We start from the raw sequence: 21,134 nt of genomic DNA, 5'->3' as shown, positions 1-21,134 counted from the left end.
TTTAATTGCAATTTGAAAAAACAAGAATATTTTTAATTAAATTGCTTCTTTTCTATTGACAAGCTCCCTATTTTTGTGTATTATAATATTACAAGAAGATAATATATCTATTTTATTTATCTTTCTTTTTCCATTCGGTCTCCTTATATAAAAAAGCGATTCATTTTGAACCGCTTTTTCTTATTTATCGCCCTTGTTACGAATAACAAAGCCTGTTTTCTTTTCGCTTGAAGTAGTGCGTGGTTTTTTATTATCCTTACGGTAACGTTTTTCCTTATCATAACGATCATTTCCACGACTGCCTTTTTTGAAATCATCACGGCGACCATTGCCACGGCGATCGCGATCACGACGGTCATCTCCACGACGACTTCCCTTACCTTTACCACCGAAACCATTACCTGATGGTTTAAATGGCAATGGTTTTTCACGCGCAATCTCCACTTCTGGAAGGCTATCTGGATCTTGAACAGTCAGACTCAAGATATACATGGCCAATTCTTCTGGAGTAAATTCAGCAGCCAGCTTACGAGCATCCTTGCCAAATTTCTCAAAGTTGCCACGGATTGTTTCGTCTGCAAAATCACGTTCGATTTTCTTGAGAGCTACTTGTTTTTTAGCTTGGAAGGCTTCTTCTGCACTTGCAGGTTTAAGACCTTTCATGCGTTTCTTAGTCAAGTTTTCAATGATTTGGAGGTAGCCCATTTCATTTGGTGATACGAAAGTAATAGACTGACCTGACTTACCAGCACGACCTGTACGACCGATACGGTGAACATAACTTTCAGGATCTTGTGGAATATCGTAGTTATAGACATGGGTCACACCTGAAATATCCAAGCCACGCGCTGCAACGTCTGTCGCAACCAAAACATCAAGATTGCCATTTTTAAAGTCACGAAGGACACGAAGACGTTTGTTTTGGTCTAGGTCTCCATGAATTCCTTCTGCACGGAAGCCACGGATTTTCAAACCACGAGTCAATTCATCTACACGGCGTTTTGTACGACCAAATACGATAGCAAGCTCAGGCTGTTCCACATCCATAAGACGAGTCATGGTATCAAATTTTTCTTGTTCTTTAACACGAATATAGTATTGATCAACCAATTCTGTTGTCAATTCCTTAGCAGCAATCTTCACATGCTCAGGTTCTTTCATAAACTGAACACCGATACGTTTGATGGCATCTGGCATAGTTGCTGAGAAAAGCAAAGTTTGACGGTTTTCAGGGACACGAGAAATGATAGCTTCGATATCTTCAAGGAAGCCCATGTTGAGCATTTCATCCGCTTCGTCAAGGATAAGAGTTTCAATGTCTTGTAATTTCAAGGCCTTGCGTTTAATCAAGTCCAAGAGGCGACCTGGAGTTCCCACCACGATATGTGCACCAGATTTAAGAGCCTTAATTTGTTTTTCAATGCTTGATCCGCCATATACTGAGCGAACTTTGACTCCCTTACTACGACCAAAGCGGAAGAGTTCCTCTTGACTTTGGACAGCTAGTTCACGAGTTGGAGCGATGACCAAGGCTTGGATGGTCGCTTCTTCTGTACGGATTTTTTCAAGGGTAGGCAAGCCAAAGGCTGCAGTTTTTCCTGTACCAGTCTGAGCTTGACCGATAACGTCCTTGCCTTCAAGGGCCAAGGGAATAGTTTGTTCTTGGATCGGACTGGCTTCTACAAAACCAGCTTTTTCAATCTCTGCTAGCAAATCAGCAGACAAGTTTAATTCATTAAATTTCACGTTATTCTTCTTTCTAAAGGTGGTGCGAAGCCACCCTATAGGGCTTAGTTTATACTTTTCTTTTTATGACGTATTTTCATATACTGGATACAAAATCGTGTTGCTTCTTTTCCACAAAAGAAAAGTACTGTTTTCTTTGCAACCTATCTAGTATAACACAAGAGAGAAGCAAAAGATAGCCTAATCCGTCGATAAAGTCATGTAAACGATTTTTCTGAGAAAATAAAGTTAAACTTTCCACTATTTCATAAACTTTTTTAAAGCGTAGCAGAATTGTGCAAAAGTTTTTTTCTTGTGCTAGAATGAAATTCGAATAGGAGGAACTCTAAATGTTAACTTATGATTTAATCGTTATCGGATTTGGTAAAGCTGGTAAAACACTAGCTGGTAAATTGGCTTCAGCTGGCAAAAAAGTTGCCCTCGTTGAACGTAGCAAAGCTATGTACGGTGGAACTTGTATCAACATCGGTTGTATCCCAACTAAAACTTTGCTAGTTGCTGCTGAGAAAGACTTGCCTTTTGAAGAAGTCATTGCTACCAAAAACACGATCACTGGTCGCCTCAACGGTAAAAACTATGCGACTGTTGCTGGTACAGGCGTCGATATCTTTGATGCGGAAGCTCACTTCCTTTCAAATAAAGTCATCGAAATCCAAGCTGGTGATGAAAAGAAAGAACTGACTGCTGAAACAATCGTCATCAACACTGGTGCTGTTTCAAACGTCTTGCCAATTCCAGGACTTGCTACAAGCAAGAACGTCTTTGACTCAACAGGTATCCAAAACTTGGACAAATTGCCTGAAAAACTTGGAGTCCTTGGTGGCGGAAACATCGGTCTTGAATTTGCTGGTCTTTACAACAAACTTGGAAGCAAGGTTACAGTCCTAGATGCTTTGGATACTTTCCTACCTCGTGCAGAACCTTCCATCGCAGCTCTTGCTAAACAATACATGGAAGAAGACGGTATTGAATTGCTTCAAAACATCCGTACTACTGAAATCAAAAACGACGGCGACCAAGTCCTTGTCGTAACTGAAAACGAAACTTACCGTTTCGATGCTCTTCTCTACGCAACTGGACGTAAACCAAACGTAGAACCACTTCAACTTGAAAATACAGATATTGAACTTACTGAACGTGGCGCTATTAAAGTAGACAAACATTGTCAAACAAACGTTCCTGGTGTCTTTGCAGTTGGAGATGTCAACGGTGGCCTTCAATTTACTTACATTTCACTTGATGACTTCCGTGTTGTTTACAGCTACCTTGCTGGAGATGGCAGCTACACACTTGAAGACCGTCTCAATGTACCAAATACCATGTTTATCACACCTGCACTTTCACAAGTTGGTTTGACTGAAAGCCAAGCAGCTGATTTGAAACTTCCATACGCTGTCAAGGAAATCCCTGTTGCAGCAATGCCTCGTGGTCACGTAAATGGAGACCTTCGCGGAGCTTTCAAAGCTGTTGTGAATACTGAAACAAAAGAAATTCTTGGAGCAAGCATCTTCTCAGAAGGTTCTCAAGAAATCATCAACATCATCACTGTTGCTATGGACAACAAGATTCCTTACACTTACTTCACAAAACAAATCTTCACTCACCCAACCTTGGCTGAGAACTTGAATGACTTGTTTGCGATTTAAGTTGAAATCTCATCTTAACTGACAGCCCTCTGTGGGCTGTTTTTACTTCTGCGAAATCTCAAATCTGTCTTTTCCCTCTTTTATGATATAATAGAAACATGAACTTAAAAACTACTTTGGGTCTTCTTGCTGGGCGTTCCTCCCACTTCGTTTTGAGCCGTCTTGGCCGTGGAAGTACGCTCCCAGGAAAACTTGCCCTTCAATTTGATAAAGATATTTTACAAAACCTAGCTAAAAACTACGAGATTGTCGTGGTCACTGGAACCAATGGAAAAACCCTGACAACTGCCCTGACTGTCGGCATTTTAAAAGAGGTTTATGGTCAGGTTCTGACTAACCCAAGCGGTGCCAACATGATTACAGGGATCGCAACGACCTTCTTGACTGCCAAATCGTCTAAAACTGGGAAAAATATTGCCGTCCTAGAAATCGACGAGGCCAGTCTATCTCGTATCTGTGACTATATCCAGCCAAGCCTTTTTGTCATCACTAATATCTTCCGTGACCAGATGGACCGCTATGGTGAGATTTACACAACTTACAAGATGATTTTGGATGCTATTCGTAAGGTGCCTACTGCTACTGTTCTCCTTAATGGAGACAGTCCACTTTTCTACAAGCCAGCTATTCCAAATCCTGTACAGTATTTTGGTTTTGACTTGGAGAAAGGTCCAGCCCAGCTGGCTCACTATAATACCGAAGGAATTCTCTGTCCTGACTGCCAAGGCATCCTCAAATATGAGCACAATACCTATGCAAACTTGGGTGCCTATATCTGTGAAGGCTGCGGATGTAAACGTCCTGATCTCGACTATCGCTTGACAGAATTGGTTGAGTTGACCAACAATCGCTCTCGCTTTGTCATTGACGGACAAGAATACGGTATTCAAATCGGTGGTCTCTATAATATCTACAACGCCCTAGCTGCTGTTGCTATTGCTCGTTTCCTCGGTGCAGATTCCCAACTCATCAAGCAGGGATTTGACAAGAGCCGTGCAGTCTTTGGACGCCAAGAAACCTTCCATATCGGTGACAAGGAATGTACCCTTGTCTTAATTAAAAATCCAGTCGGTGCGACCCAAGCTATCGAAATGATTAAACTAGCACCTTATCCATTTAGTCTATCTGTCCTCCTTAATGCCAACTATGCAGACGGTATTGATACCAGCTGGATCTGGGATGCTGATTTTGAACAAATCACTGAGATGGATATTCCAGAAATTAACGCTGGCGGTGTTCGCCATTCTGAAATTGCACGTCGTCTCCGAGTGACTGGCTATCCAGCTGAGAAAATCACTGAAACAAGCAATCTGGAACAAGTTCTTAAGACTATTGAGAACCAAGACTGCAAGCATGCCTATATCCTAGCTACCTATACTGCTATGCTTGAATTCCGCGAACTGCTGGCTAGTCGTCAGATTGTTAGAAAGGAGATGAACTAATGGTTTATACTTCACTTTCCTCAAAAGATGGCAATTACCCCTATCAGCTCAGCATTGCCCACCTCTACGGAAACCTCATGAACACCTATGGGGACAATGGAAACATCCTCATGCTCAAGTATGTGGCTGAAAAACTAGGAGCCCATGTGACGGTTGACATCGTTTCACTTCATGATGATTTTGATGAAAACCACTATGATATCGCCTTTTTTGGCGGTGGTCAAGACTTTGAACAGAGTATCATTGCAGACGACCTACCTGCTAAAAAAGAAAGCATTGACAACTACATCCAAAACGACGGTGTGGTTCTGGCTATCTGCGGTGGTTTCCAACTATTGGGTCAATATTATGTTGAAGCTTCAGGGAGACGTATCGAAGGGCTAGGTGTCATGGGCCACTACACCCTCAACCAGACCAATAACCGTTTTATCGGTGACATCAAGATTCACAATGAAGATTTCAATGAAACCTACTATGGATTTGAAAATCATCAGGGCCGTACCTTCCTCTCTGACGACCAAAAACCACTGGGACAGGTTGTCTATGGAAATGGAAATAACGAAGAAAAGGTCGGCGAAGGGGTTCATTATAAGAATGTCTTTGGTTCTTACTTCCACGGGCCTATCCTCTCTCGTAATGCCAATCTGGCTTATCGCCTAGTCACTACTGCCCTCAAGAAGAAATATGGTCAGGACATTCAACTCCCTGCTTATGAGGACATTCTCAGCCAAGAAATCGCTGAAGAATACAGCGACGTCAAAAGCAAGGCTGACTTTTCTTAAACCAAGTGAAACTATATCAAAGAACCCCGTTATCTTGTCGGAGTTCTTTTTGTCTTTTCTTTTACCCTTCTCCCTTGCATTTTCTCTCTTTTTTTGCCAAAATAGAGGGGTAGAAAGAAGGTAGCATATGTCTAAATTACAACAAATCGTAACATATCTTGAAACTGAAAAACTAGACGTCGCTGTCGTATCTGACCCCGTCACAATCAATTACCTCACTGGCTTTTACAGTGATCCCCATGAACGTCAAATGTTCCTTTTTGTCCTAGCGGATCAGGAACCCCTCCTCTTTGTCCCAGCCCTTGAGGTTGAGCGTGCAACTAGCACTGTTTCCTTCCCAGTTGTGGGCTATGTGGATTCTGAAAATCCATGGCAAAAAATGAAACATGCTCTTCCACAACTTGACTTCAAACGTGTCGCTGTTGAGTTTGACAATCTCATCTTGACCAAATATCATGGCTTGAAAACAGTCTTTGAAACTGCTGAGTTTGAAAACCTCACTCCTCGTATCCAACGCATGCGCCTCATCAAATCAGCTGACGAAGTGCAAAAAATGATGGTTGCAGGTCTCTATGCGGACAAGGCTGTCAATGTTGGTTTTGACAATATTTCTCTTGATAAGACTGAGACAGATATCATCGCCCAAATCGACTTTGCTATGAAACGTGAAGGCTATGAAATGAGCTTTGATACCATGGTCTTGACTGGTGATAATGCTGCAAATCCACACGGTATTCCAGCAGCAAATAAGGTTGAAAATGATGCTCTTCTCCTCTTTGACCTTGGTGTTCTAGTCAACGGCTATGCTTCAGATATGACTCGTACGGTCGCTGTCGGCAAACCAGACCAATTCAAGAAAGACATTTACAACTTGACTCTTGAAGCCCAACAAGCTGCTCTTGACTTTATCAAGCCAGGTGTGACTGCCCATGAAGTGGACCGTGCTGCTCGTGAGGTCATCGAAAAAGCTGGTTACGGCGAGTACTTCAACCACCGTCTCGGTCACGGTATCGGTATGGATGTTCACGAATTCCCATCTATCATGGAAGGAAACGACATGGTCATCGAAGAAGGCATGTGCTTCTCTGTTGAACCAGGTATCTATATCCCTGGTAAAGTCGGTGTCCGTATCGAAGACTGCGGTGTTGTTACCAAGAATGGCTTTGACCTCTTTACAAGCACCAGCAAAGACTTGCTTTATTTTAATTAATATTCATCTAATACTCAATGAAAATCAAAGAGCAAACTAGGAAACTAGCCGCAGATTGCTCAAAACACTGTTTTGGGATTGTAGATAAGACTGATGAAGTCAGTAACCATATCTACGGCAAGGCGACGTTGACGCGGTTTGAAGAGATTTTCGAAGAGTATAAAATCTTCCCACAATAAAACGCATAGTATCAAGGTTTTTCAACACCTGATACTATGCGTTTTTCTTATTTGAAAGACTTTTGACTCAGCCTCTTTACTTAATCTTCTTGATACTTTGACTAAGAATAAATCCTACAATCATCCCTACCATATTTTGCATGAAATTTGGTAGGATTTCTGGTAGGGCTGCAGCCCAGCCATTCATCAATGTAGAACCCAAGGCGTAACCCCCTACCATGGCAATCGTTGCTAAGATAAGGCATAGCCACTGACTTTTTCCTTTAAATCCTGCGAAAAATCCCTGCAAGCCATGGTTGACCAAGCTAAAGAACATCCACTGAGGATAGCCTGATAAGAGGTCAATCAAGAAACCTGCTAGTCCTCCGACTACAGCCCCTTCACGACTACCAAAGTAGAAGGCCGTAAAGAAGACACCCGCATCTAAAAGAGTTAGAATTCCTGTCGGTGTTGGAATTTTTAAGAAATAACCTAGAACCACAGAGAGGGCGGTTAATAGGGATACAAGGGCGATTTTAGTTGTTTTGGTTTGCTTCATATTGTCTTACTCCATACTGATCTGCTTGTGCAATGGCACGATAAACGAAAGCCTTAGAACTTTCTACTGCTGGTAAAAGTTCAGCACCTTTAACCAAGTGACTGGCAATGCTAGAGGCAAAGGTACAACCTGCACCAGCATTTTGCCCTTCAATGACAGGATTTTCTAGGACTGTAAAGGTTTGGCCATCATAAAAGACATCTACAGCCTTGTCCTGACTAAGGCGATTGCCGCCCTTGATAATGACTGCTGGCGCGCCTAAGTCATGCAATTTCTGCGCTGCTGTTTTCATGTCTTCCAAGGTTTTGATCTCTTGACCAGCCAATAATTCTGCTTCTGGGAGATTAGGCGTAATCACACTAACATGAGGGAAAAAGCGAATCAACTCTTGGCAGAGTTCACTAACTGCTACGTCGTGCGTTTCCTTGCAGACCAAGACAGGATCCAATACCACAGGCACTCCTGGACGTTGTTTGATAAAGTCCAAGGCCTTCTCAGCCACACTGACAGTTGGTAGAAGACCGATTTTAATTCCCCCAAACTCCACATCACGTAAGCTTTCTAATTCATGTTGAAAAATGGCATCGTCAGCTGGAAAGACTTCAAACCCCTTCTCTGTCAAGGCTGTCAAACAAGTCACAGCTACAAAACCATGCAAGCCGTTCAAGGTATAGGTAGCTAAATCTGCTGATAAACCACCACCACTAAAAATATCATTTCCAGAAAGTGCTAAAATACGATTATTCTTCATAACGAATCTCCTTTAAATACAAGCCATTCGGTGCTGCCGTTGGACCAGCTAGCTGCCTGTCCTTCTTCTCCAAAATCAAGTCAATCTGCTCTACTGGCATACGATTATTTCCGATTTTGAGAAGTGTCCCCACCATATTGCGAATCTGTTTATACAAGAAGCCATTTCCTGAAAAGGTAAAGGTCAAAAACTGCCCTGTCTCATCAACCCTGAGACTAGCTTCTGTAATGGTGCGAACCTTGTTTTCTACACTGGTTCCAGAGGCTGTAAAACCTGTGAAATCATGGGTTCCTTCTAGCTTTTTGACGGCCTCCTGCATCCTCTCCACATCGAGCGTATAAGGAAAGTGAGTAGCATAGTGACGGCGCATCGGATTTTTAGGACGGCCTCTATCCACGATAAACTCATAGGTCTTGCTGTGCTTGGCATAACGACAATGAAAATCATCCGCCACAAGCTCAATCGAAATCACATCAATATCTTCAGGGGACTGGGTATCCAGAGCAAAGCGAAGTTTTTCCTCATCCATTTGATAGGGCAGGTCAAAATGGATGACCTGTCCCAAAGCATGAACCCCACTATCAGTCCTACCAGCACCGTGAACGGTAATGGCTTGCCCCTTATTCAATCTAGTCAAGGTTTTTTCAATTTCTTCCTGAACGCTCCGTGCATGAGGCTGGCGCTGAAAGCCAGCAAAGGCATAACCGTCATAGGAGATAGTTGCTTTGTATCTTGTCATAACTTCTATTTTATCAAGAAATTAATCCAATAACAAGCTAGAAAATTCATAACTATCTGGGGACAAAACTTAAAAAAGAAAAACTTAGGAATCAATCCTAAGCTCTCTTTTGAAGTAGGTACATGACAAAGATAGAGGTTACAATCAACCATGAGCCTAAAATGGCAAAGACCAACATTCCATTGTGAGTTAGTAAGCCAATTGCACCTAGAACAAATGGGGTCGTAAAGGCTCCGAAACTACAGCCTAAAACTGCAAATGAAGTTGCTTGATTAAGGAGTTTAGCTGGAATTCTTTCAGAGACAAGTTGAAAGACCGTCGTCAAGGCTACACTGTAGGCAAAGCCAGCCAGAATGCTTCCTGCCACCACCACCCACAAGGACGGAGACAGGGCAATCACGATTTGCCCTAAGCCGAAGGTAATACCAGACCAGAGGAGCAATTTTTCCTTAAAGATCGAAATCAAGAAAGAGAAACTAACACCAGCCACAATCCCGATCAACTGCATGACACTAAGGACAAAACTAGATAACTGGGCATCTCCAAGTCCTCTTTCCACCATCAAACTTGGAATACGAATAGTAATAGCCGTATTGGTACAAACTACCACTGCCGCTTCAATAGCTAGGGTAAAAATCAAGCCTTTCATTTCTCGAGTTAAACGACTTGCATCCTTCGCTTTTTTCTTGACTTCTTTCTTTGATTTTCCATAAGGGACAAAGAGCAGATAAAGGGTCAGAACCAAAAATCCAGCACTATAGGCTAGGAAGGTAGCTGTCCAACCAAAGGGCAACAACTGGCCGACTGCCAAGGTAATGAGAGAAGCTCCAACAACCTCTGCAGAACCGCGTAGCCCTAACATCTGAATGCGCGTTTTCTCTTGATAACGTTCACTGATAATGGAAATGGCCTTGGCATTGATCATCCCAACTCCCAAACCAAAGAGAATCCGTGTTCCAAAGACAAAAGGATAGGCCTGATACCAGAAGGGAGCCGTCCCGCTCAGTGATAAAATCAGCAAGCCCAAACTAATCTGTAAGCGCTCAGGGAATATTTTTTCTAAGAAACCATTTAGTAGCAACATGATCATGATCCCAAAGGAAGGCAAGCTCGCCAAGAGCTCAATTTGTTCCTTAGGATAGCCTTGATAATAGTCAAACATGGCTGGTAGGGCACTTGAAATCGAAAAGGAGGTAATCAAAACGAGGGAGAGAGCCAAAATACTGGCCCGTTCTAAAAATTGTTTCATGAAATCTCTTTCTATATTTTCTCTTAATCTTCTATTTTTTGATAATTATCAAAAAAAGCAAGAAAAGAAGAAGTCTCATTGGTGTACAGACTCCTTCTTAAACTCAAAAATGAATCCCTTGTGTCTTAGGATGACTTTCTCTTGATTTGCTTAATAAAGTAGAAGATAAATCCTGCCACCATATAGGCAACAAAGATAATCAGACACCACTTGAACACGACATCCCAACCCTTGTTCACATTCAAAAAGAAGTAAGGGAAGGGACTGACCTTAGAATTAGGAACATCAAGTTTCAATACCAAGCCATTGAAAAGAGCAAAAATCATATACAGCAAGGGCAAAATCGTCCACACAACTGGATCCCAAATCTTGTATTGACCCTGTTTGTCAAAAAAGAGGGTATCTGCTAAAAACCATAGGGGAACGATATAGTGGCAAAGGAAATTTTCTAGGGTATAGAAATTAGTCGCAATAGGCGCTAAGAGGAAATGGTAAATCACACAGGTAATCATGATACTCATGGTGACCCCACCTTTTAGGCGCAAGAGACTTGGCCTTTGCCAGTTTTCACCTAAACGGCTCATAACCTTTAGGAGATAGAGCGTAAAAATCGCTACTAAGAGGTTGGACAGAACCGTATAATAGAGCAGCATCCCAAATCCACCATGCTTGGCGATTTCAAGATAAACTCCCGTAAAAGCCGCTAGAAACAAGAAGATACGGCTATAAAATACTAGTTTATAGTGCTTTGACATGCTTAAATTTTCTTCACAAACTCTGATTTGAGTTTCATGGCACCAAAGCCATCAATCTTACAGTCGATATTGTGGTCGCCTTCTACGATGCGGATATTTTTCACGCGCGTCCCTTGTTTCAAATCTTTTGGCGCACCTTTTACTTTCAAATCCTTGATGAGGGTGACTGTATCACCGTCAGCCAATTTATTTCCGTTGGCATCGATAGCAACAAGGCCCTCTTCTACATCTGCAACTTCAGCAGGATTCCACTCATAAGCACACTCTGGGCAAACCAGTAGGGCACCGTCTTCGTAGACATACTCTGAGTTACATTTTGGGCAATTTGGTAGGTTGTTCATGGTTTCTCCTTATCATCATTCACTATTCTTTGAAAATCAAAATTTCTCGAACAGCAACTATTATACCTTAAAATCAGCATTTTGACAAATTTAGAAAAAACCGATATCAATCTATCGGCTTTTCTACATTTACATTCTTTTTTCAGCTTCTGCTTTAATTTTTTCAACTACTTCTTGAATGTTCAAACCAGTTGTATCAAGGTAAACAGCATCCTCTGCTTGTTTGAGAGGCGAAGTCTCACGATGACTATCCTTGTAGTCACGCGCAGCAATTTCCTCTTTTAAGGTTTCAAGGTCTGTTTCAATTCCCTTGGCAATATTTTCCTTGTAACGGCGCTCTGCTCTCTCATCGACTGAAGCTACTAGGAAAATTTTCAATTCTGCTTGTGGCAATACAACCGTGCCAATATCGCGACCGTCCATGACAATTCCACCTTGCTGGGCGATCTCTTGTTGGAGAGAAACTAGTTTTTCACGCACTTGAGGAATTGCTGCAATAGCAGAAACATGATTGGTCACTTGATTTTCACGGATAGGATGAGTAATATCCACATCTCCTACAAAGACAAGCTGTTCTCCAGTTTCTGAGCGTCCAAAACTGATTGGATGCTGGTCCAATAAGGCGAGAAGTGCTTCAACTTCTTCAACTCCTAATTGGTTCTTGAGAGCCATATAGGTCGCTGCACGATACATGGCTCCTGTATCAAGGTAGGTATAACCAAAATCCTTAGCAATAATCTTTGCGACTGTACTCTTACCACTTGAAGCAGGACCGTCAATAGCAATTTGAATGGTTTTCATATCAACTCCTATTTGATTTTAACAACATCACCTGGATTAGCAAACCAAGATCCTGTAGCCATGTGCCCAGGATTTAAGGCTTCTAACTGTGCAATCGAAATCCCCGCGCGAGCTGCAATGGCTGCTTCTCCTTCTCCAGCCAAGACTTTTGTCGTTCCTTCTGGATTAGTTGGATGTTCTGAACTACTAGATGACTCTTCTACCTTCTCCTCTGAACTAGAAGATGCCTGCTCTGAACTACTAGAAGATGAAATCTGTACTACATTTGCATCAGAATCATGAAAATCTTTCAAGGCTGCTGTGCGATTACTCCCGCCTGATGAGAGATAAATAAGAACAATAATCATCACGACTACAATCACAAAGAAAATACTTGCTAAGATAGTTAAAATACGATTAGCAACGACTCCTCCACCTTGTTCTCTCTTACGACGTTCTGATCTTGTTTCTTCCTGATTCTCATAAATATCTTCTTGCCACGGTTCTTTTGCCATACCTTACTCCTTGTTTTTTTTGACTTTTCTTATTACAATATAAATATGAAAATCACACTTATACCTGAACGATGCATTGCCTGTGGGCTTTGCCAAACTTATTCTGATTTATTTGATTACCACGATAATGGAATCGTGCGTTTTTACGATGACCCTGACCAACTAGAAAAAGAAATTTCTCCTAGCCAAGACGTCGTAGAAGCTGTGAAAAACTGTCCGACACGTGCCTTGATTAAAGATCAACACTAATCTTTCATAGTAAATTGACAAGAACGTTTCACTCTTTCTAGTTTAGCATATTTCCATGTAAAATTATAGTCTTTTCACTTTATTTTTTTCTGTAAAATCAGGAAGGTCACTTTTCTCTTTGATAAGATAAAGTGGTCTTTTTTTAGTCTCTAGATAAATCTTACTGATATACTTGCCGAGAATCCCAATGGTCAGGAGTTGAATGCCTCCAAGAAAGAGAATAACAGCCATCAGAGAGGTCCAACCTGATGTCGGATTGCCCAAAATGAGGGTCCGAACCACAACAAAAAAAGTCATAAGCAGAGAAATGAAACAAGATAGGAGACCAGCCGCAAAGGCGATAATCAAGGGAAAATCTGAAAAATTAACAATCCCTTCAATGGAGTAGAAAAAGAGTTGCCTAAAACTCCAACTGGTCTTGCCAGCCTGCCTTTCGACATTTGGATAGTCCAGATAGTGGGTTTTAAATCCGACCCAGGCAAAGAGCCCCTTAGAAAAACGATTGGACTCGGTCAAAGCTAAAATGGCATCGACTACAGACCTTCTCATCATGCGAAAATCACGGACACCTGACGGTAAGGCTACTGGACTAATTTTTTGCATGAGACGGTAAAAGAGGTCTGCACAGAAACTGCGAAAGAAGGGTTCTCCTTCTCGGCTGGTTCTCCGTGTCCCAACACAGTCCAAATCTGCATTTTGATCTAGTAAGGCTTTCATCTCAAGCAGCATACTAGGAGGATCTTGGAGGTCTGCATCCATCACCACCACCAAATCTCCTGTCGCATATTGCAAGCCTGCATAGAGGGCTGCTTCTTTTCCAAAATTTCGAGAGAAAGAAAGATAATGCACTGCCAGATTTTGCTCCCGATAGGACTTTAAGAGTTCTAATGTTCCATCACTTGATCCATCATCGACAAAGACATACTCTATTTCTGCTCCCAAGTCAGGAATCAAATCTTCCAAAGCCTGATAAAAAAGAGGAAGTACTTCCTCTTCGTTTAAACAAGGGACAATGATTGAAATCACCATCTTAGTCTTCAAATCCATTTGGATGCTTGCTTTGCCAACGCCATGCGTCTTCACACATTTGGGTGATGTCGAGTTCTGCTTCCCAGCCTAGTTCTGCTTTGGCTTTTGCAGGATCTGAATAGCAGGCTGCGATATCCCCTGGGCGACGGTCTACGATGCGGTAAGGAATGGGACGTCCCACCGCTTTTTCCATATTTTGGATAATTTCAAGAACTGAGTAGCCTTTACCTGTTCCAAGGTTATAAACGTTTAGACCTGAACCTTTTTGAATTTTTTTCAGAGCTGCAACGTGACCTTTAGCCAAATCGACAACGTGGATATAGTCACGAACACCAGTTCCGTCTTCTGTATCGTAATCGTCTCCAAACACTTGCACTTGCTCTAATTTTCCAACGGCTACTTGAGTCACATATGGCAAGAGGTTGTTTGGAATACCGTTTGGATTTTCTCCCAAATCACCACTCTCATGGGCTCCGATTGGGTTGAAATAACGAAGCAAGACAACATTCCATTCTGAGTCTGCCTTGTAAATATCCGTTAAAATTTCCTCAAGCATAAGCTTAGTGCGACCATATGGATTGGTCACTGAAAGTGGGAAATCTTCCAAGATGGGCACTGTATGAGGATCTCCGTAAACTGTCGCAGAAGAACTGAAAATGATGTTTTTACAGTTGGCTTCTTCCATGGCTTTCAAAAGGCTAACAGTTCCTGCGATATTGTTGTCATAATAGGCAAGAGGGATACGGGTAGATTCTCCAACAGCCTTCAAACCAGCAAAGTGAATGACACCTGTTGGTTCTTCTTGCTTGAAAATATCTCTGAGAGTATCTGTGTCACGGATATCTGCCTCATAGAAAGGCACTTCAACTCCTGTGATTCTTTCAACAACTTCTAAACTTTTACTGTTACTATTAACAAGGTTATCCACCACAACAACCTGATGACCTGCTTGGATTAACTCAATAACAGTGTGGGTTCCGATAAAACCTGCTCCACCCGTTACCAAAATCTTTTCTTGCATCTTTTTTCCTCGATTCTCGGATTTTTTCTTATTTTACCATTTTTGATAGGGAATGTCATTTGCCATCCTAGAGGGGAGGCTAAAATTTCAGTAAAATCTTATTCGCTTTTTAGTCGTTTGACATAGTTTTCAATTGAATAGTTTACTGGGTCCAAGGTCAACTCTTTGTCTTGGATCAGTTGAGCTAGATGGTAACCAATGATAGGACCAGTTGTGAGGCCAGATGAACCTAGGCCACTGGCTGCATAGACACCTGCCAAGTCGGGTACTTGCCCAAAGAAAGGTGAGAAATCACTGGTATAGGCACGGATGCCCACACGTTCACTTCTGGAAGTCGCTTCCGATAAAGCAGGATAGTGAGGTAAGGCCACCTCCTCCATTTGCTGGAGCAAGGTTTCATCCACCCTCAAATCAAAGCCCATATCATTTTCATGGGTAGCGCCTAAGGACAATTTCCCACCTGCAAAAGGAATCAAATCCCACTCCCCTTCTGGCATGACAACAGGGTAAGACTCCAAGTCTTGAGCAAGTTGATAGTCTCGGAGTTGTCCTTTTTGAGGACGAACATCCACTTCATAACCTAAAGGTTCTAATAGGTGTCCCAGCCAAGCTCCCGTCGCTAAAATAACCTGAACAAACACCTCTTCACCAATCTGGTAACCTGATGCTAAAGGTGTCAGACTCACTTTTTCTTTGACCAGCTTGACCTGACTGGCTTCTAGCAGACGAGTCACCAAGAGTTGACCATCTACTCTCGCTCCACCAGAAGCATAGAGCAGTTGGTCAAATCCCTGCAAACCAGAGAATAATTCATTAGCTGAGGCTTGGTCTAGAATGGCTAACTGCCCTATCAAGGGAGACTCTTCTCTGCGCTGGAGGGCTAGTTCATAGAGTTCTTCCAACTTAGTTTCATCCCTTTTCAGGAGAAAGACTCCTGAGCGCTGGTAAAAGTCAATCTCCTGACCAGACTTTTCTAAATCAGCCAACAAATCCACATAAAAGTCAGCCCCCAAGCGCGCCATCTTGTACCAGGCTTTATTACGGCGTTTGGAAAACCAAGGACTGATAATTCCTGCTGCAGCCTTGGTAGCCTGACCTTGTCCATGGTCAAAGACGGTTACTTCTAGGTCACTTTCTTTCGAGAGGTAGTAGGCAGCTGTTGCTCCCACAATCCCTGCTCCGATAATGGCAACTTTTTTCATTGTTTTCACTTTCTAACTAGATATGGTGGAAAGGATTGGTCGATGCTTGACTAGGCAAGATATCAATATCCCAGCCCTTTTCTTCCTTCCATTGAGTAAGGAGTGCTGCGATTTTTTCCACAAACAGCACTTCGATATAGTGTCCTGGGTCCAGAGCCAACAGGCCATCAGACAGCATATCCTGAGCTGTGTGATAGTAGATATCCCCAGTGATGTAGACATCTGCCCCCTTAGCTAAGGCATCCTTATAGAAAGACTGCCCGCTACCACCACAGATTGCCACTCTTGAAATAGACTTCTGCAAATCACTCTCTTGGTAATGCACCATTCGAAGACTATCTAGACCAAAGACTTGCTTAACATGCTGGGCCAATTCTCCAAATGTCTGAGGCTGAATGGTTCCAATACGTCCAATTCCACGTTCAGGACCTGTCTCCTGTAGATAAGTCGTCTCCTCGATACCTAGCATCTGACAGAACCAATCATTGAGGCCATTATCAACAATATCAATATTGGTATGGCTAACATAAACTGCGATGTCATGCTTAATCAGGTCGATGTAAATCTGGTTTTGCGGACGGCTGGCAACCAAGTCCTTGATGGGACGAAAAATAGGCGCGTGCTTGACGATAATCAAATCCACACCCTTTTCAATAGCCTCTGCCACCGTCTCTTCTCGAATATCGAGGGCAACCATGACTCTTTGGATATCCTTGTCCAAAGTGCCGATTTGCAGGCCACGACTATCCCCCTCCATGGAAAATTCCTGGGGGCAAAAGGCTTCATACGCCTTAATCACTTCACTTGCTAGCATGGAGAACCTCCTTGATGGCTTGAATTTTATCTACTAGAACTTGACGTTCCTCCAGATTTTTTTCTGGGATTTGTCCGAGGGCAAACTCTAACTTAGCAGTCTCTTTTTGCCATTTTTGGACAAAGACTGGGCTGACTTCTTTGGACAAGAAGGGACCAAAGCGGACATCACTGGCTGATAACTTCATTTGTCCCGTTTCCACAACTAGAATTTCATAAAATTTACCAGCTTCTTCTAGAATGCTTTCCGCTACAATCTGAAATCCGTTCTCTTGCAACCAGATACGCAAGTCGTCTTCACGATTATTTGGTTGGAGGATTAAACGCTCTACATTAGCTAGCTTGTCCAAACCTTCTTCTAAAATCCTAGCAATCAAACGACCTCCCATGCCAGCAATGGTGATGACAGATACCTGATCTGCCTCTTCAAAAGCTGCCAAGCCATTGGCTAAACGGACTTGGATTTTCTCCTTTAGACCGTGAGCCTCAACATTTTTGACTGCAGATTGGTAAGGACCTTCCACCACCTCACCTGCAATGGCGCTTTTGATTTGACCTCTCTCGACTAACTCGATAGGCAGATAAGCATGATCACTCCCCACATCTAGTAAAATAGCTCCCTGTGGCACAAAGGATGCCACCAATTCTAATCTCTTTGAAATCATCTTCTCTCACTTTCCAAAACTCTATTACCTCTTATTATACCACATTTCAGCTAGCAATCTTGTACCTAAAAAAACCGCAATCCACAGATTGCAGTCTTTCTTTATTTTCTGCCTTGATAGCGACTGGTTATAATGAAAATCACGGTAAAGACCAACATCATGACACCATAAACAGATAATGTTTGTCCTGTTAATGTCGAAATTTCAAGCAGTTTTTGAATTCTTGGGAAGAGAGCTGTGGCTAGGAAGCCTCCTACTGACCAAACAATCAAGAGGACACGCCATAGGGTAAATGGCATGCAGGCTCTAAATACGGATAAGAAACCAATTGACCCCAAGAGATAATAGAGTAGAGTTGAGATTTCTAACTCAGACCAACCTTGGCTACTTCCAAATATTTTCACAAACAGGACGCTGAAGACGACCATGAGTGCACTTGGTAGAGCACGAAGCATGGATCTTCTGAGGAAGTTTGGCTCGACAGGCTTGATATTTCGCTCAAAAGTCAGAACGAATGGCGGGAAACCTTCCACGAACTGGTCAATCATGGTAATCTGGATTGGAATGAATGGGAAAATCAAGATCCACTCAGACCGACCTAGTAAAGCACTGGCAATACAGATAACTGCGAGCAAGAAAGAGTAGATGGTCTTTATCAAGAAAATCGGTGCGATATGGGCAATGTTATTGACCACACGACGACCTTCAAAGAGAATCTCAGGAACATCATTAAAGTCAGAGTTCAAGAGAACCAAATTGGCAATCTGACGAGTCGCAGGATCTCCCTCAGCCATCACGATAGAACAATCCGCCTCACGAAGGGCCAAGATATCATTAACCCCGTCCCCTGTCATAGCTGTTGTATGACCCGCTTTTTTCAGCGTTTGAATGATGAGTTTCTTTTGATGAGGGGAAACACGTCCGAAAATAGCTGTCTCCTCAGCCATAGCAACCAATTCCTCATCCGTGATTTTTGAGCAATCGACATAGCTGTGATAGTCCGCAAAACCAGCCTTCTGGGCAATGCTGGACACCGTAACTGGATTGTCACCAGAGATAATCTTGAGGCCCACTTCCTGAGAACGGAGATAGTCCAGCGTCTCTGCTGCTCCCTCTCGAATCGGGTCCAAGATTTCCAGCAAGGCTAGAGCCTGAATATCAGATGGTTTTTGTGGTTTGTGATGGTCTAATTTCTCCTGACTGAGAGCTAAGACCAAGACACGTGACCCTCTCTCCAAGGCCTCTCTGGCTTCTGGGACCTCAGAATCCAGCAACATCTCAGGCGCCCCTAAGAAAACTGTTCCCAAGCCTTCTAACTCCATGGCTCCCCACTTGCGGTCGCTAGAGAAGGGAAGATTCGAAAGCATAGGGTAGGCAACTTGTCCTTGGAAACGCTGGCGAATAGCTTGGGCAGTTGGATTTTTATCCTCACTATGGGCCATGTAGCTAGTCAGGATGCTGGCAATAGCCTCTTCACCATAAGTGTCCGTCAGCGGAAGAACAGCCTCTACCTGCATCTTTCCTTGGGTGATGGTGCCCGTCTTGTCCAGACAGAGCATATCCACGCGCGCCAAGGTCTCAACAGAGTACATCTCCTGCACTAAGACCTTTTTCAAACCCAGCTTAATCACCGCAGTCAAGAGCGAAGTAATGGTCAAAAGGGCAATTCCCTTAGGTAACATCCCCAAAAGGGCTGTCGACGAGTTTACAACGGATGACTTGAGAGGCAGGCCTTTTAAGATCAAAGCTTCTAGCAAGAGAGCTAGACCAAAAGGAATGATAATCTTCCCAGTAAAACCAGCTAGCTTGTCCAGCGATTTCATGATACGAGAGTTGATTGGTTTAACGGTCTTGGCTTCCAGCATGAGTTTGGCAGCATAGTTATCAGATCCAACATGGTGAACTTGAGCCAAAACTGACCCACTAGCCAAGAAACTTCCTGACAAAAGCAAGGCATCCACTTCCTTTTGCACCAAATCACTCTCCCCCGTCAACATGGCTTCATTGACTTCTGCAAAGCCTTCTAGAACCAAGGCATCACTGGGAATCTGTTCTCCAGCAGACAGACGAATGACATCTCCTAGCACCAATTCTTCAGGATTAAGAGCAACTTCCTGACCATCACGAATGGTTTTGACCTTTTCCTTGGTCATGAGATTGAGCTTGTCCACCATGTGTTTGGCCCGCAGCTCGGTCACAATCCCAGAAAAAGCGTTAAAGCAGATAACAGCAAAAAAGACCAGATTGCTCCAAGCCTGCACAAAGGCAAGGGCCAAAGCAATGGCAAAGTTCAAAGCGTTAAAAAGGGTAAAGACATTTCGTTTGATGATTTGCCAAGTGCTGGTACTGGCAGAAGCAGTAAAATCATTAACCAAGCCCTTAGCCTGTCTTTCCTTGACTTCTCTTTGGGTTAATCCCACAATCTTATTTTTATCCATGAATCCTATCATATCATTTTTTCTAAAAGAATTCTAATCTCATCTCAAATATGCACCTAGTCACGGAAAAAAGTTTGCCAGCCCTCCTTTGATAAGGTATAATAATAACAAGAAAACAATCGAAGGAGATCGCATGTTTTATACTTATTTACGTGGATTGGTTGTCTTGCTCCTCTGGTCCATCAATGGCAATGCCCACTATCATAATACTGATAAAATTCCTAATCAAGATGAAAATTATATTTTGGTTGCGCCTCACCGCACTTGGTGGGATCCAGTTTACATGGCTTTTGCGACCAAGCCAAAACAATTCATCTTTATGGCCAAAAAAGAGCTCTTTACCAACCGTATCTTTGGCTGGTGGATTCGTATGTGTGGCGCCTTTCCTATCGACCGTGAGAATCCTAGCGCCTCAGCCATCAAATATCCTATCAATGTTCTTAAAAAAAGTGATCGCTCTCTCATCATGTTTCCAAGTGGGAGCCGTCACTCAAATGATGTCAAGGGTGGCGTAGCCCTGATTGCCAAAATGGCCAAGGTCCGTATCATGCCTGTTACCTACACAGGTCCCATGACCTTGAAAGGATTGGTTAGCCGTGAGCGTGTTGATATGAACTTTGGAAATCCAATCGATATCTCAGATATCAAGAAAATGAATGATGAAGGCATTGAAACAGTCGCCAATCGTATCCATGCAGAATTTCAACGTTTGGACCAAGAAACGAAACAATGGCATAATGATAAAAAACCAAACCCACTCTGGTGGTTTATTCGCATACCTGCCCTCATCCTTGCGATTATCCTCGCTATCCTAACTATCATCTTTAGCTTTATCGCAAGCTTCGTATGGAATCCAGATAAGAAGAGAGAGGCTCTTTGTTATACTCAATGAAAATCAAAAAGCAAACTAGGAAGCTAGCCGCAAGCTGTACTCGAGTACGGTAAGGCTACGCTGACGTGGTTTGAATTTGATTTTCGAAGAGTATTAAATAAAATCGAGTAGGGGATAATCTCTAGCCCCTCTCACACCACCGTACATGCCGT

Annotated in this window: 21 protein-coding genes; 6 read left to right on the top strand and 15 right to left on the bottom strand. The window is 42.8% G+C overall.

The genetic code is table 11. The features are described from left to right. Positions 1-180: 180 nt before the first annotated feature. The gene (locus RYL77_RS05335; protein ID WP_315010396.1) at positions 181-1,746 is read right to left on the bottom strand and encodes a DEAD/DEAH box helicase; all 1,566 of its coding nucleotides are present in this window, start codon (positions 1,744-1,746) and stop codon (positions 181-183) included. A 329-nt stretch (positions 1,747-2,075) separates the two neighbouring features. Here RYL77_RS05335 and RYL77_RS05330 point away from each other — a divergent pair, with 329 nt between their 5' ends. From RYL77_RS05330 to RYL77_RS05315, 4 genes are all read left to right on the top strand, one after another. Continuing rightward, positions 2,076-3,392 (top strand): FAD-containing oxidoreductase, encoded by a 1,317-nt coding sequence (locus tag RYL77_RS05330; RefSeq protein ID WP_261052073.1) that lies wholly within the window; start codon positions 2,076-2,078, stop codon positions 3,390-3,392. Between the two features lie 98 nt (positions 3,393-3,490). Then, a complete protein-coding gene (murT, locus tag RYL77_RS05325) occupies positions 3,491-4,834 on the top strand; it encodes a lipid II isoglutaminyl synthase subunit MurT (protein ID WP_315010393.1) in 1,344 nt (447 codons plus the stop codon). After that, a complete protein-coding gene (gatD, locus tag RYL77_RS05320; RefSeq protein ID WP_315010391.1) occupies positions 4,834-5,616 on the top strand; it encodes a lipid II isoglutaminyl synthase subunit GatD in 783 nt (260 codons plus the stop codon). The genes murT and gatD overlap by 1 nt, the downstream gene beginning before the upstream one ends. A 127-nt stretch (positions 5,617-5,743) precedes the next feature. Continuing rightward, a complete protein-coding gene (locus RYL77_RS05315) occupies positions 5,744-6,826 on the top strand; it encodes a Xaa-Pro peptidase family protein (protein ID WP_315010389.1) in 1,083 nt (360 codons plus the stop codon). A gap of 255 nt (positions 6,827-7,081) precedes the next feature. Here RYL77_RS05315 and RYL77_RS05310 read toward each other — a convergent pair whose 3' ends face one another. The 8 genes from RYL77_RS05310 to RYL77_RS05275 form a co-directional block, all read right to left on the bottom strand. Then, a complete protein-coding gene (locus RYL77_RS05310) occupies positions 7,082-7,543 on the bottom strand; it encodes an ECF transporter S component (RefSeq protein ID WP_315010387.1) in 462 nt (153 codons plus the stop codon). Next, complete coding sequence (locus RYL77_RS05305; RefSeq protein WP_315010385.1) at positions 7,521-8,294, bottom strand: bifunctional hydroxymethylpyrimidine kinase/phosphomethylpyrimidine kinase; 774 nt, start codon at positions 8,292-8,294, stop codon at positions 7,521-7,523. The genes RYL77_RS05310 and RYL77_RS05305 overlap by 23 nt, the downstream gene beginning before the upstream one ends. Next, on the bottom strand, positions 8,284-9,033 hold the full coding sequence (truA, locus tag RYL77_RS05300) for a tRNA pseudouridine(38-40) synthase TruA (RefSeq protein WP_315010383.1): 750 nt from the start codon (positions 9,031-9,033) through the stop codon (positions 8,284-8,286). The genes RYL77_RS05305 and truA overlap by 11 nt, the downstream gene beginning before the upstream one ends. A gap of 97 nt (positions 9,034-9,130) precedes the next feature. Then, positions 9,131-10,282: an MFS transporter gene (locus RYL77_RS05295; protein WP_315010381.1), complete on the bottom strand. Its 1,152-nt coding sequence runs from the start codon at positions 10,280-10,282 to the stop codon at positions 9,131-9,133. Positions 10,283-10,407: 125 nt separating this feature from the next. Beyond that, on the bottom strand, positions 10,408-11,037 hold the full coding sequence (locus tag RYL77_RS05290; protein WP_000033944.1) for a Pr6Pr family membrane protein: 630 nt from the start codon (positions 11,035-11,037) through the stop codon (positions 10,408-10,410). A gap of 2 nt (positions 11,038-11,039) precedes the next feature. Continuing rightward, positions 11,040-11,378, bottom strand: coding sequence for a zinc ribbon domain-containing protein YjdM (locus RYL77_RS05285; protein ID WP_001061596.1), 339 nt, complete (start codon positions 11,376-11,378; stop codon positions 11,040-11,042). A 129-nt stretch (positions 11,379-11,507) separates the two neighbouring features. Then, complete coding sequence (gene cmk / locus RYL77_RS05280) at positions 11,508-12,179, bottom strand: (d)CMP kinase (protein ID WP_315010379.1); 672 nt, start codon at positions 12,177-12,179, stop codon at positions 11,508-11,510. Between the two features lie 8 nt (positions 12,180-12,187). Continuing rightward, the gene (locus tag RYL77_RS05275) at positions 12,188-12,673 is read right to left on the bottom strand and encodes an SAG1386/EF1546 family surface-associated protein (protein WP_315010377.1); all 486 of its coding nucleotides are present in this window, start codon (positions 12,671-12,673) and stop codon (positions 12,188-12,190) included. Between the two features lie 45 nt (positions 12,674-12,718). On the opposite strand from RYL77_RS05275, the gene RYL77_RS05270 reads away from it, so the two are divergent. Beyond that, positions 12,719-12,922 carry a ferredoxin gene (locus tag RYL77_RS05270; protein WP_315010375.1) on the top strand — a complete coding sequence of 68 codons (204 nt, stop codon included), beginning with the start codon at positions 12,719-12,721 and terminating at the stop codon, positions 12,920-12,922. A 63-nt stretch (positions 12,923-12,985) separates the two neighbouring features. Here the strand turns inward: RYL77_RS05270 and RYL77_RS05265 are convergent, their stop codons facing one another. The 6 genes from RYL77_RS05265 to RYL77_RS05240 all read right to left on the bottom strand — a co-directional run bounded on the left by RYL77_RS05265 (position 12,986) and on the right by RYL77_RS05240 (position 20,090). Beyond that, positions 12,986-13,951, bottom strand: coding sequence for a glycosyltransferase family 2 protein (locus tag RYL77_RS05265; protein WP_315010374.1), 966 nt, complete (start codon positions 13,949-13,951; stop codon positions 12,986-12,988). A gap of 1 nt (position 13,952) precedes the next feature. Beyond that, positions 13,953-14,972, bottom strand: a complete 1,020-nt coding sequence (galE, locus tag RYL77_RS05260) for a UDP-glucose 4-epimerase GalE (RefSeq protein ID WP_315010372.1) — start codon at positions 14,970-14,972, stop codon at positions 13,953-13,955. Positions 14,973-15,070: 98 nt separating this feature from the next. Beyond that, positions 15,071-16,174 (bottom strand): FAD-dependent oxidoreductase, encoded by a 1,104-nt coding sequence (locus RYL77_RS05255; protein ID WP_315010370.1) that lies wholly within the window; start codon positions 16,172-16,174, stop codon positions 15,071-15,073. A gap of 16 nt (positions 16,175-16,190) precedes the next feature. Next, the gene (locus RYL77_RS05250; protein ID WP_315010368.1) at positions 16,191-16,988 is read right to left on the bottom strand and encodes a Nif3-like dinuclear metal center hexameric protein; all 798 of its coding nucleotides are present in this window, start codon (positions 16,986-16,988) and stop codon (positions 16,191-16,193) included. Next, positions 16,975-17,652, bottom strand: a complete 678-nt coding sequence (locus RYL77_RS05245; protein ID WP_315010366.1) for a tRNA (adenine(22)-N(1))-methyltransferase TrmK — start codon at positions 17,650-17,652, stop codon at positions 16,975-16,977. Before RYL77_RS05245 ends, RYL77_RS05250 begins: the two co-directional genes overlap by 14 nt. A gap of 101 nt (positions 17,653-17,753) precedes the next feature. After that, positions 17,754-20,090 carry a cation-translocating P-type ATPase gene (locus RYL77_RS05240; protein ID WP_315010364.1) on the bottom strand — a complete coding sequence of 779 codons (2,337 nt, stop codon included), beginning with the start codon at positions 20,088-20,090 and terminating at the stop codon, positions 17,754-17,756. A 133-nt stretch (positions 20,091-20,223) separates the two neighbouring features. On the opposite strand from RYL77_RS05240, the gene RYL77_RS05235 reads away from it, so the two are divergent. Next, positions 20,224-20,982, top strand: a complete 759-nt coding sequence (locus RYL77_RS05235; RefSeq protein WP_315010362.1) for a 1-acyl-sn-glycerol-3-phosphate acyltransferase — start codon at positions 20,224-20,226, stop codon at positions 20,980-20,982. Positions 20,983-21,134: the final 152 nt, after the last annotated feature.

It is taken from the genome of uncultured Streptococcus sp. (assembly GCF_963516515.1).
Lineage (GTDB): Bacteria > Bacillota > Bacilli > Lactobacillales > Streptococcaceae > Streptococcus.
This window is presented reverse-complemented; position numbering and strand designations above follow the sequence as displayed.

What these genes read in the sequence shown, in the direction of transcription:
- murT (WP_315010393.1), top strand. Translation starts at nt 3,491, where the DNA reads ATGAACTTAAAAACTACTTTGGGTCTTCTTGCTGGGCGTTCCTCCCAC.
- RYL77_RS05255 (WP_315010370.1), bottom strand. Translation starts at nt 16,174, where the DNA reads ATGAAAAAAGTTGCCATTATCGGAGCAGGGATTGTGGGAGCAACAGCT.
- galE (WP_315010372.1), bottom strand. Translation starts at nt 14,972, where the DNA reads ATGCAAGAAAAGATTTTGGTAACGGGTGGAGCAGGTTTTATCGGAACC.
- RYL77_RS05245 (WP_315010366.1), bottom strand. Translation starts at nt 17,652, where the DNA reads ATGATTTCAAAGAGATTAGAATTGGTGGCATCCTTTGTGCCACAGGGA.
- RYL77_RS05285 (WP_001061596.1), bottom strand. Translation starts at nt 11,378, where the DNA reads ATGAACAACCTACCAAATTGCCCAAAATGTAACTCAGAGTATGTCTAC.
- RYL77_RS05240 (WP_315010364.1), bottom strand. Translation starts at nt 20,090, where the DNA reads ATGGATAAAAATAAGATTGTGGGATTAACCCAAAGAGAAGTCAAGGAA.
- RYL77_RS05305 (WP_315010385.1), bottom strand. Translation starts at nt 8,294, where the DNA reads ATGAAGAATAATCGTATTTTAGCACTTTCTGGAAATGATATTTTTAGT.
- RYL77_RS05265 (WP_315010374.1), bottom strand. Translation starts at nt 13,951, where the DNA reads ATGGTGATTTCAATCATTGTCCCTTGTTTAAACGAAGAGGAAGTACTT.
- RYL77_RS05275 (WP_315010377.1), bottom strand. Translation starts at nt 12,673, where the DNA reads ATGGCAAAAGAACCGTGGCAAGAAGATATTTATGAGAATCAGGAAGAA.
- RYL77_RS05290 (WP_000033944.1), bottom strand. Translation starts at nt 11,037, where the DNA reads ATGTCAAAGCACTATAAACTAGTATTTTATAGCCGTATCTTCTTGTTT.
- RYL77_RS05250 (WP_315010368.1), bottom strand. Translation starts at nt 16,988, where the DNA reads ATGCTAGCAAGTGAAGTGATTAAGGCGTATGAAGCCTTTTGCCCCCAG.
- RYL77_RS05330 (WP_261052073.1), top strand. Translation starts at nt 2,076, where the DNA reads ATGTTAACTTATGATTTAATCGTTATCGGATTTGGTAAAGCTGGTAAA.
- RYL77_RS05270 (WP_315010375.1), top strand. Translation starts at nt 12,719, where the DNA reads ATGAAAATCACACTTATACCTGAACGATGCATTGCCTGTGGGCTTTGC.
- RYL77_RS05235 (WP_315010362.1), top strand. Translation starts at nt 20,224, where the DNA reads ATGTTTTATACTTATTTACGTGGATTGGTTGTCTTGCTCCTCTGGTCC.
- gatD (WP_315010391.1), top strand. Translation starts at nt 4,834, where the DNA reads ATGGTTTATACTTCACTTTCCTCAAAAGATGGCAATTACCCCTATCAG.
- RYL77_RS05315 (WP_315010389.1), top strand. Translation starts at nt 5,744, where the DNA reads ATGTCTAAATTACAACAAATCGTAACATATCTTGAAACTGAAAAACTA.
- cmk (WP_315010379.1), bottom strand. Translation starts at nt 12,179, where the DNA reads ATGAAAACCATTCAAATTGCTATTGACGGTCCTGCTTCAAGTGGTAAG.
- truA (WP_315010383.1), bottom strand. Translation starts at nt 9,033, where the DNA reads ATGACAAGATACAAAGCAACTATCTCCTATGACGGTTATGCCTTTGCT.
- RYL77_RS05295 (WP_315010381.1), bottom strand. Translation starts at nt 10,282, where the DNA reads ATGAAACAATTTTTAGAACGGGCCAGTATTTTGGCTCTCTCCCTCGTT.
- RYL77_RS05310 (WP_315010387.1), bottom strand. Translation starts at nt 7,543, where the DNA reads ATGAAGCAAACCAAAACAACTAAAATCGCCCTTGTATCCCTATTAACC.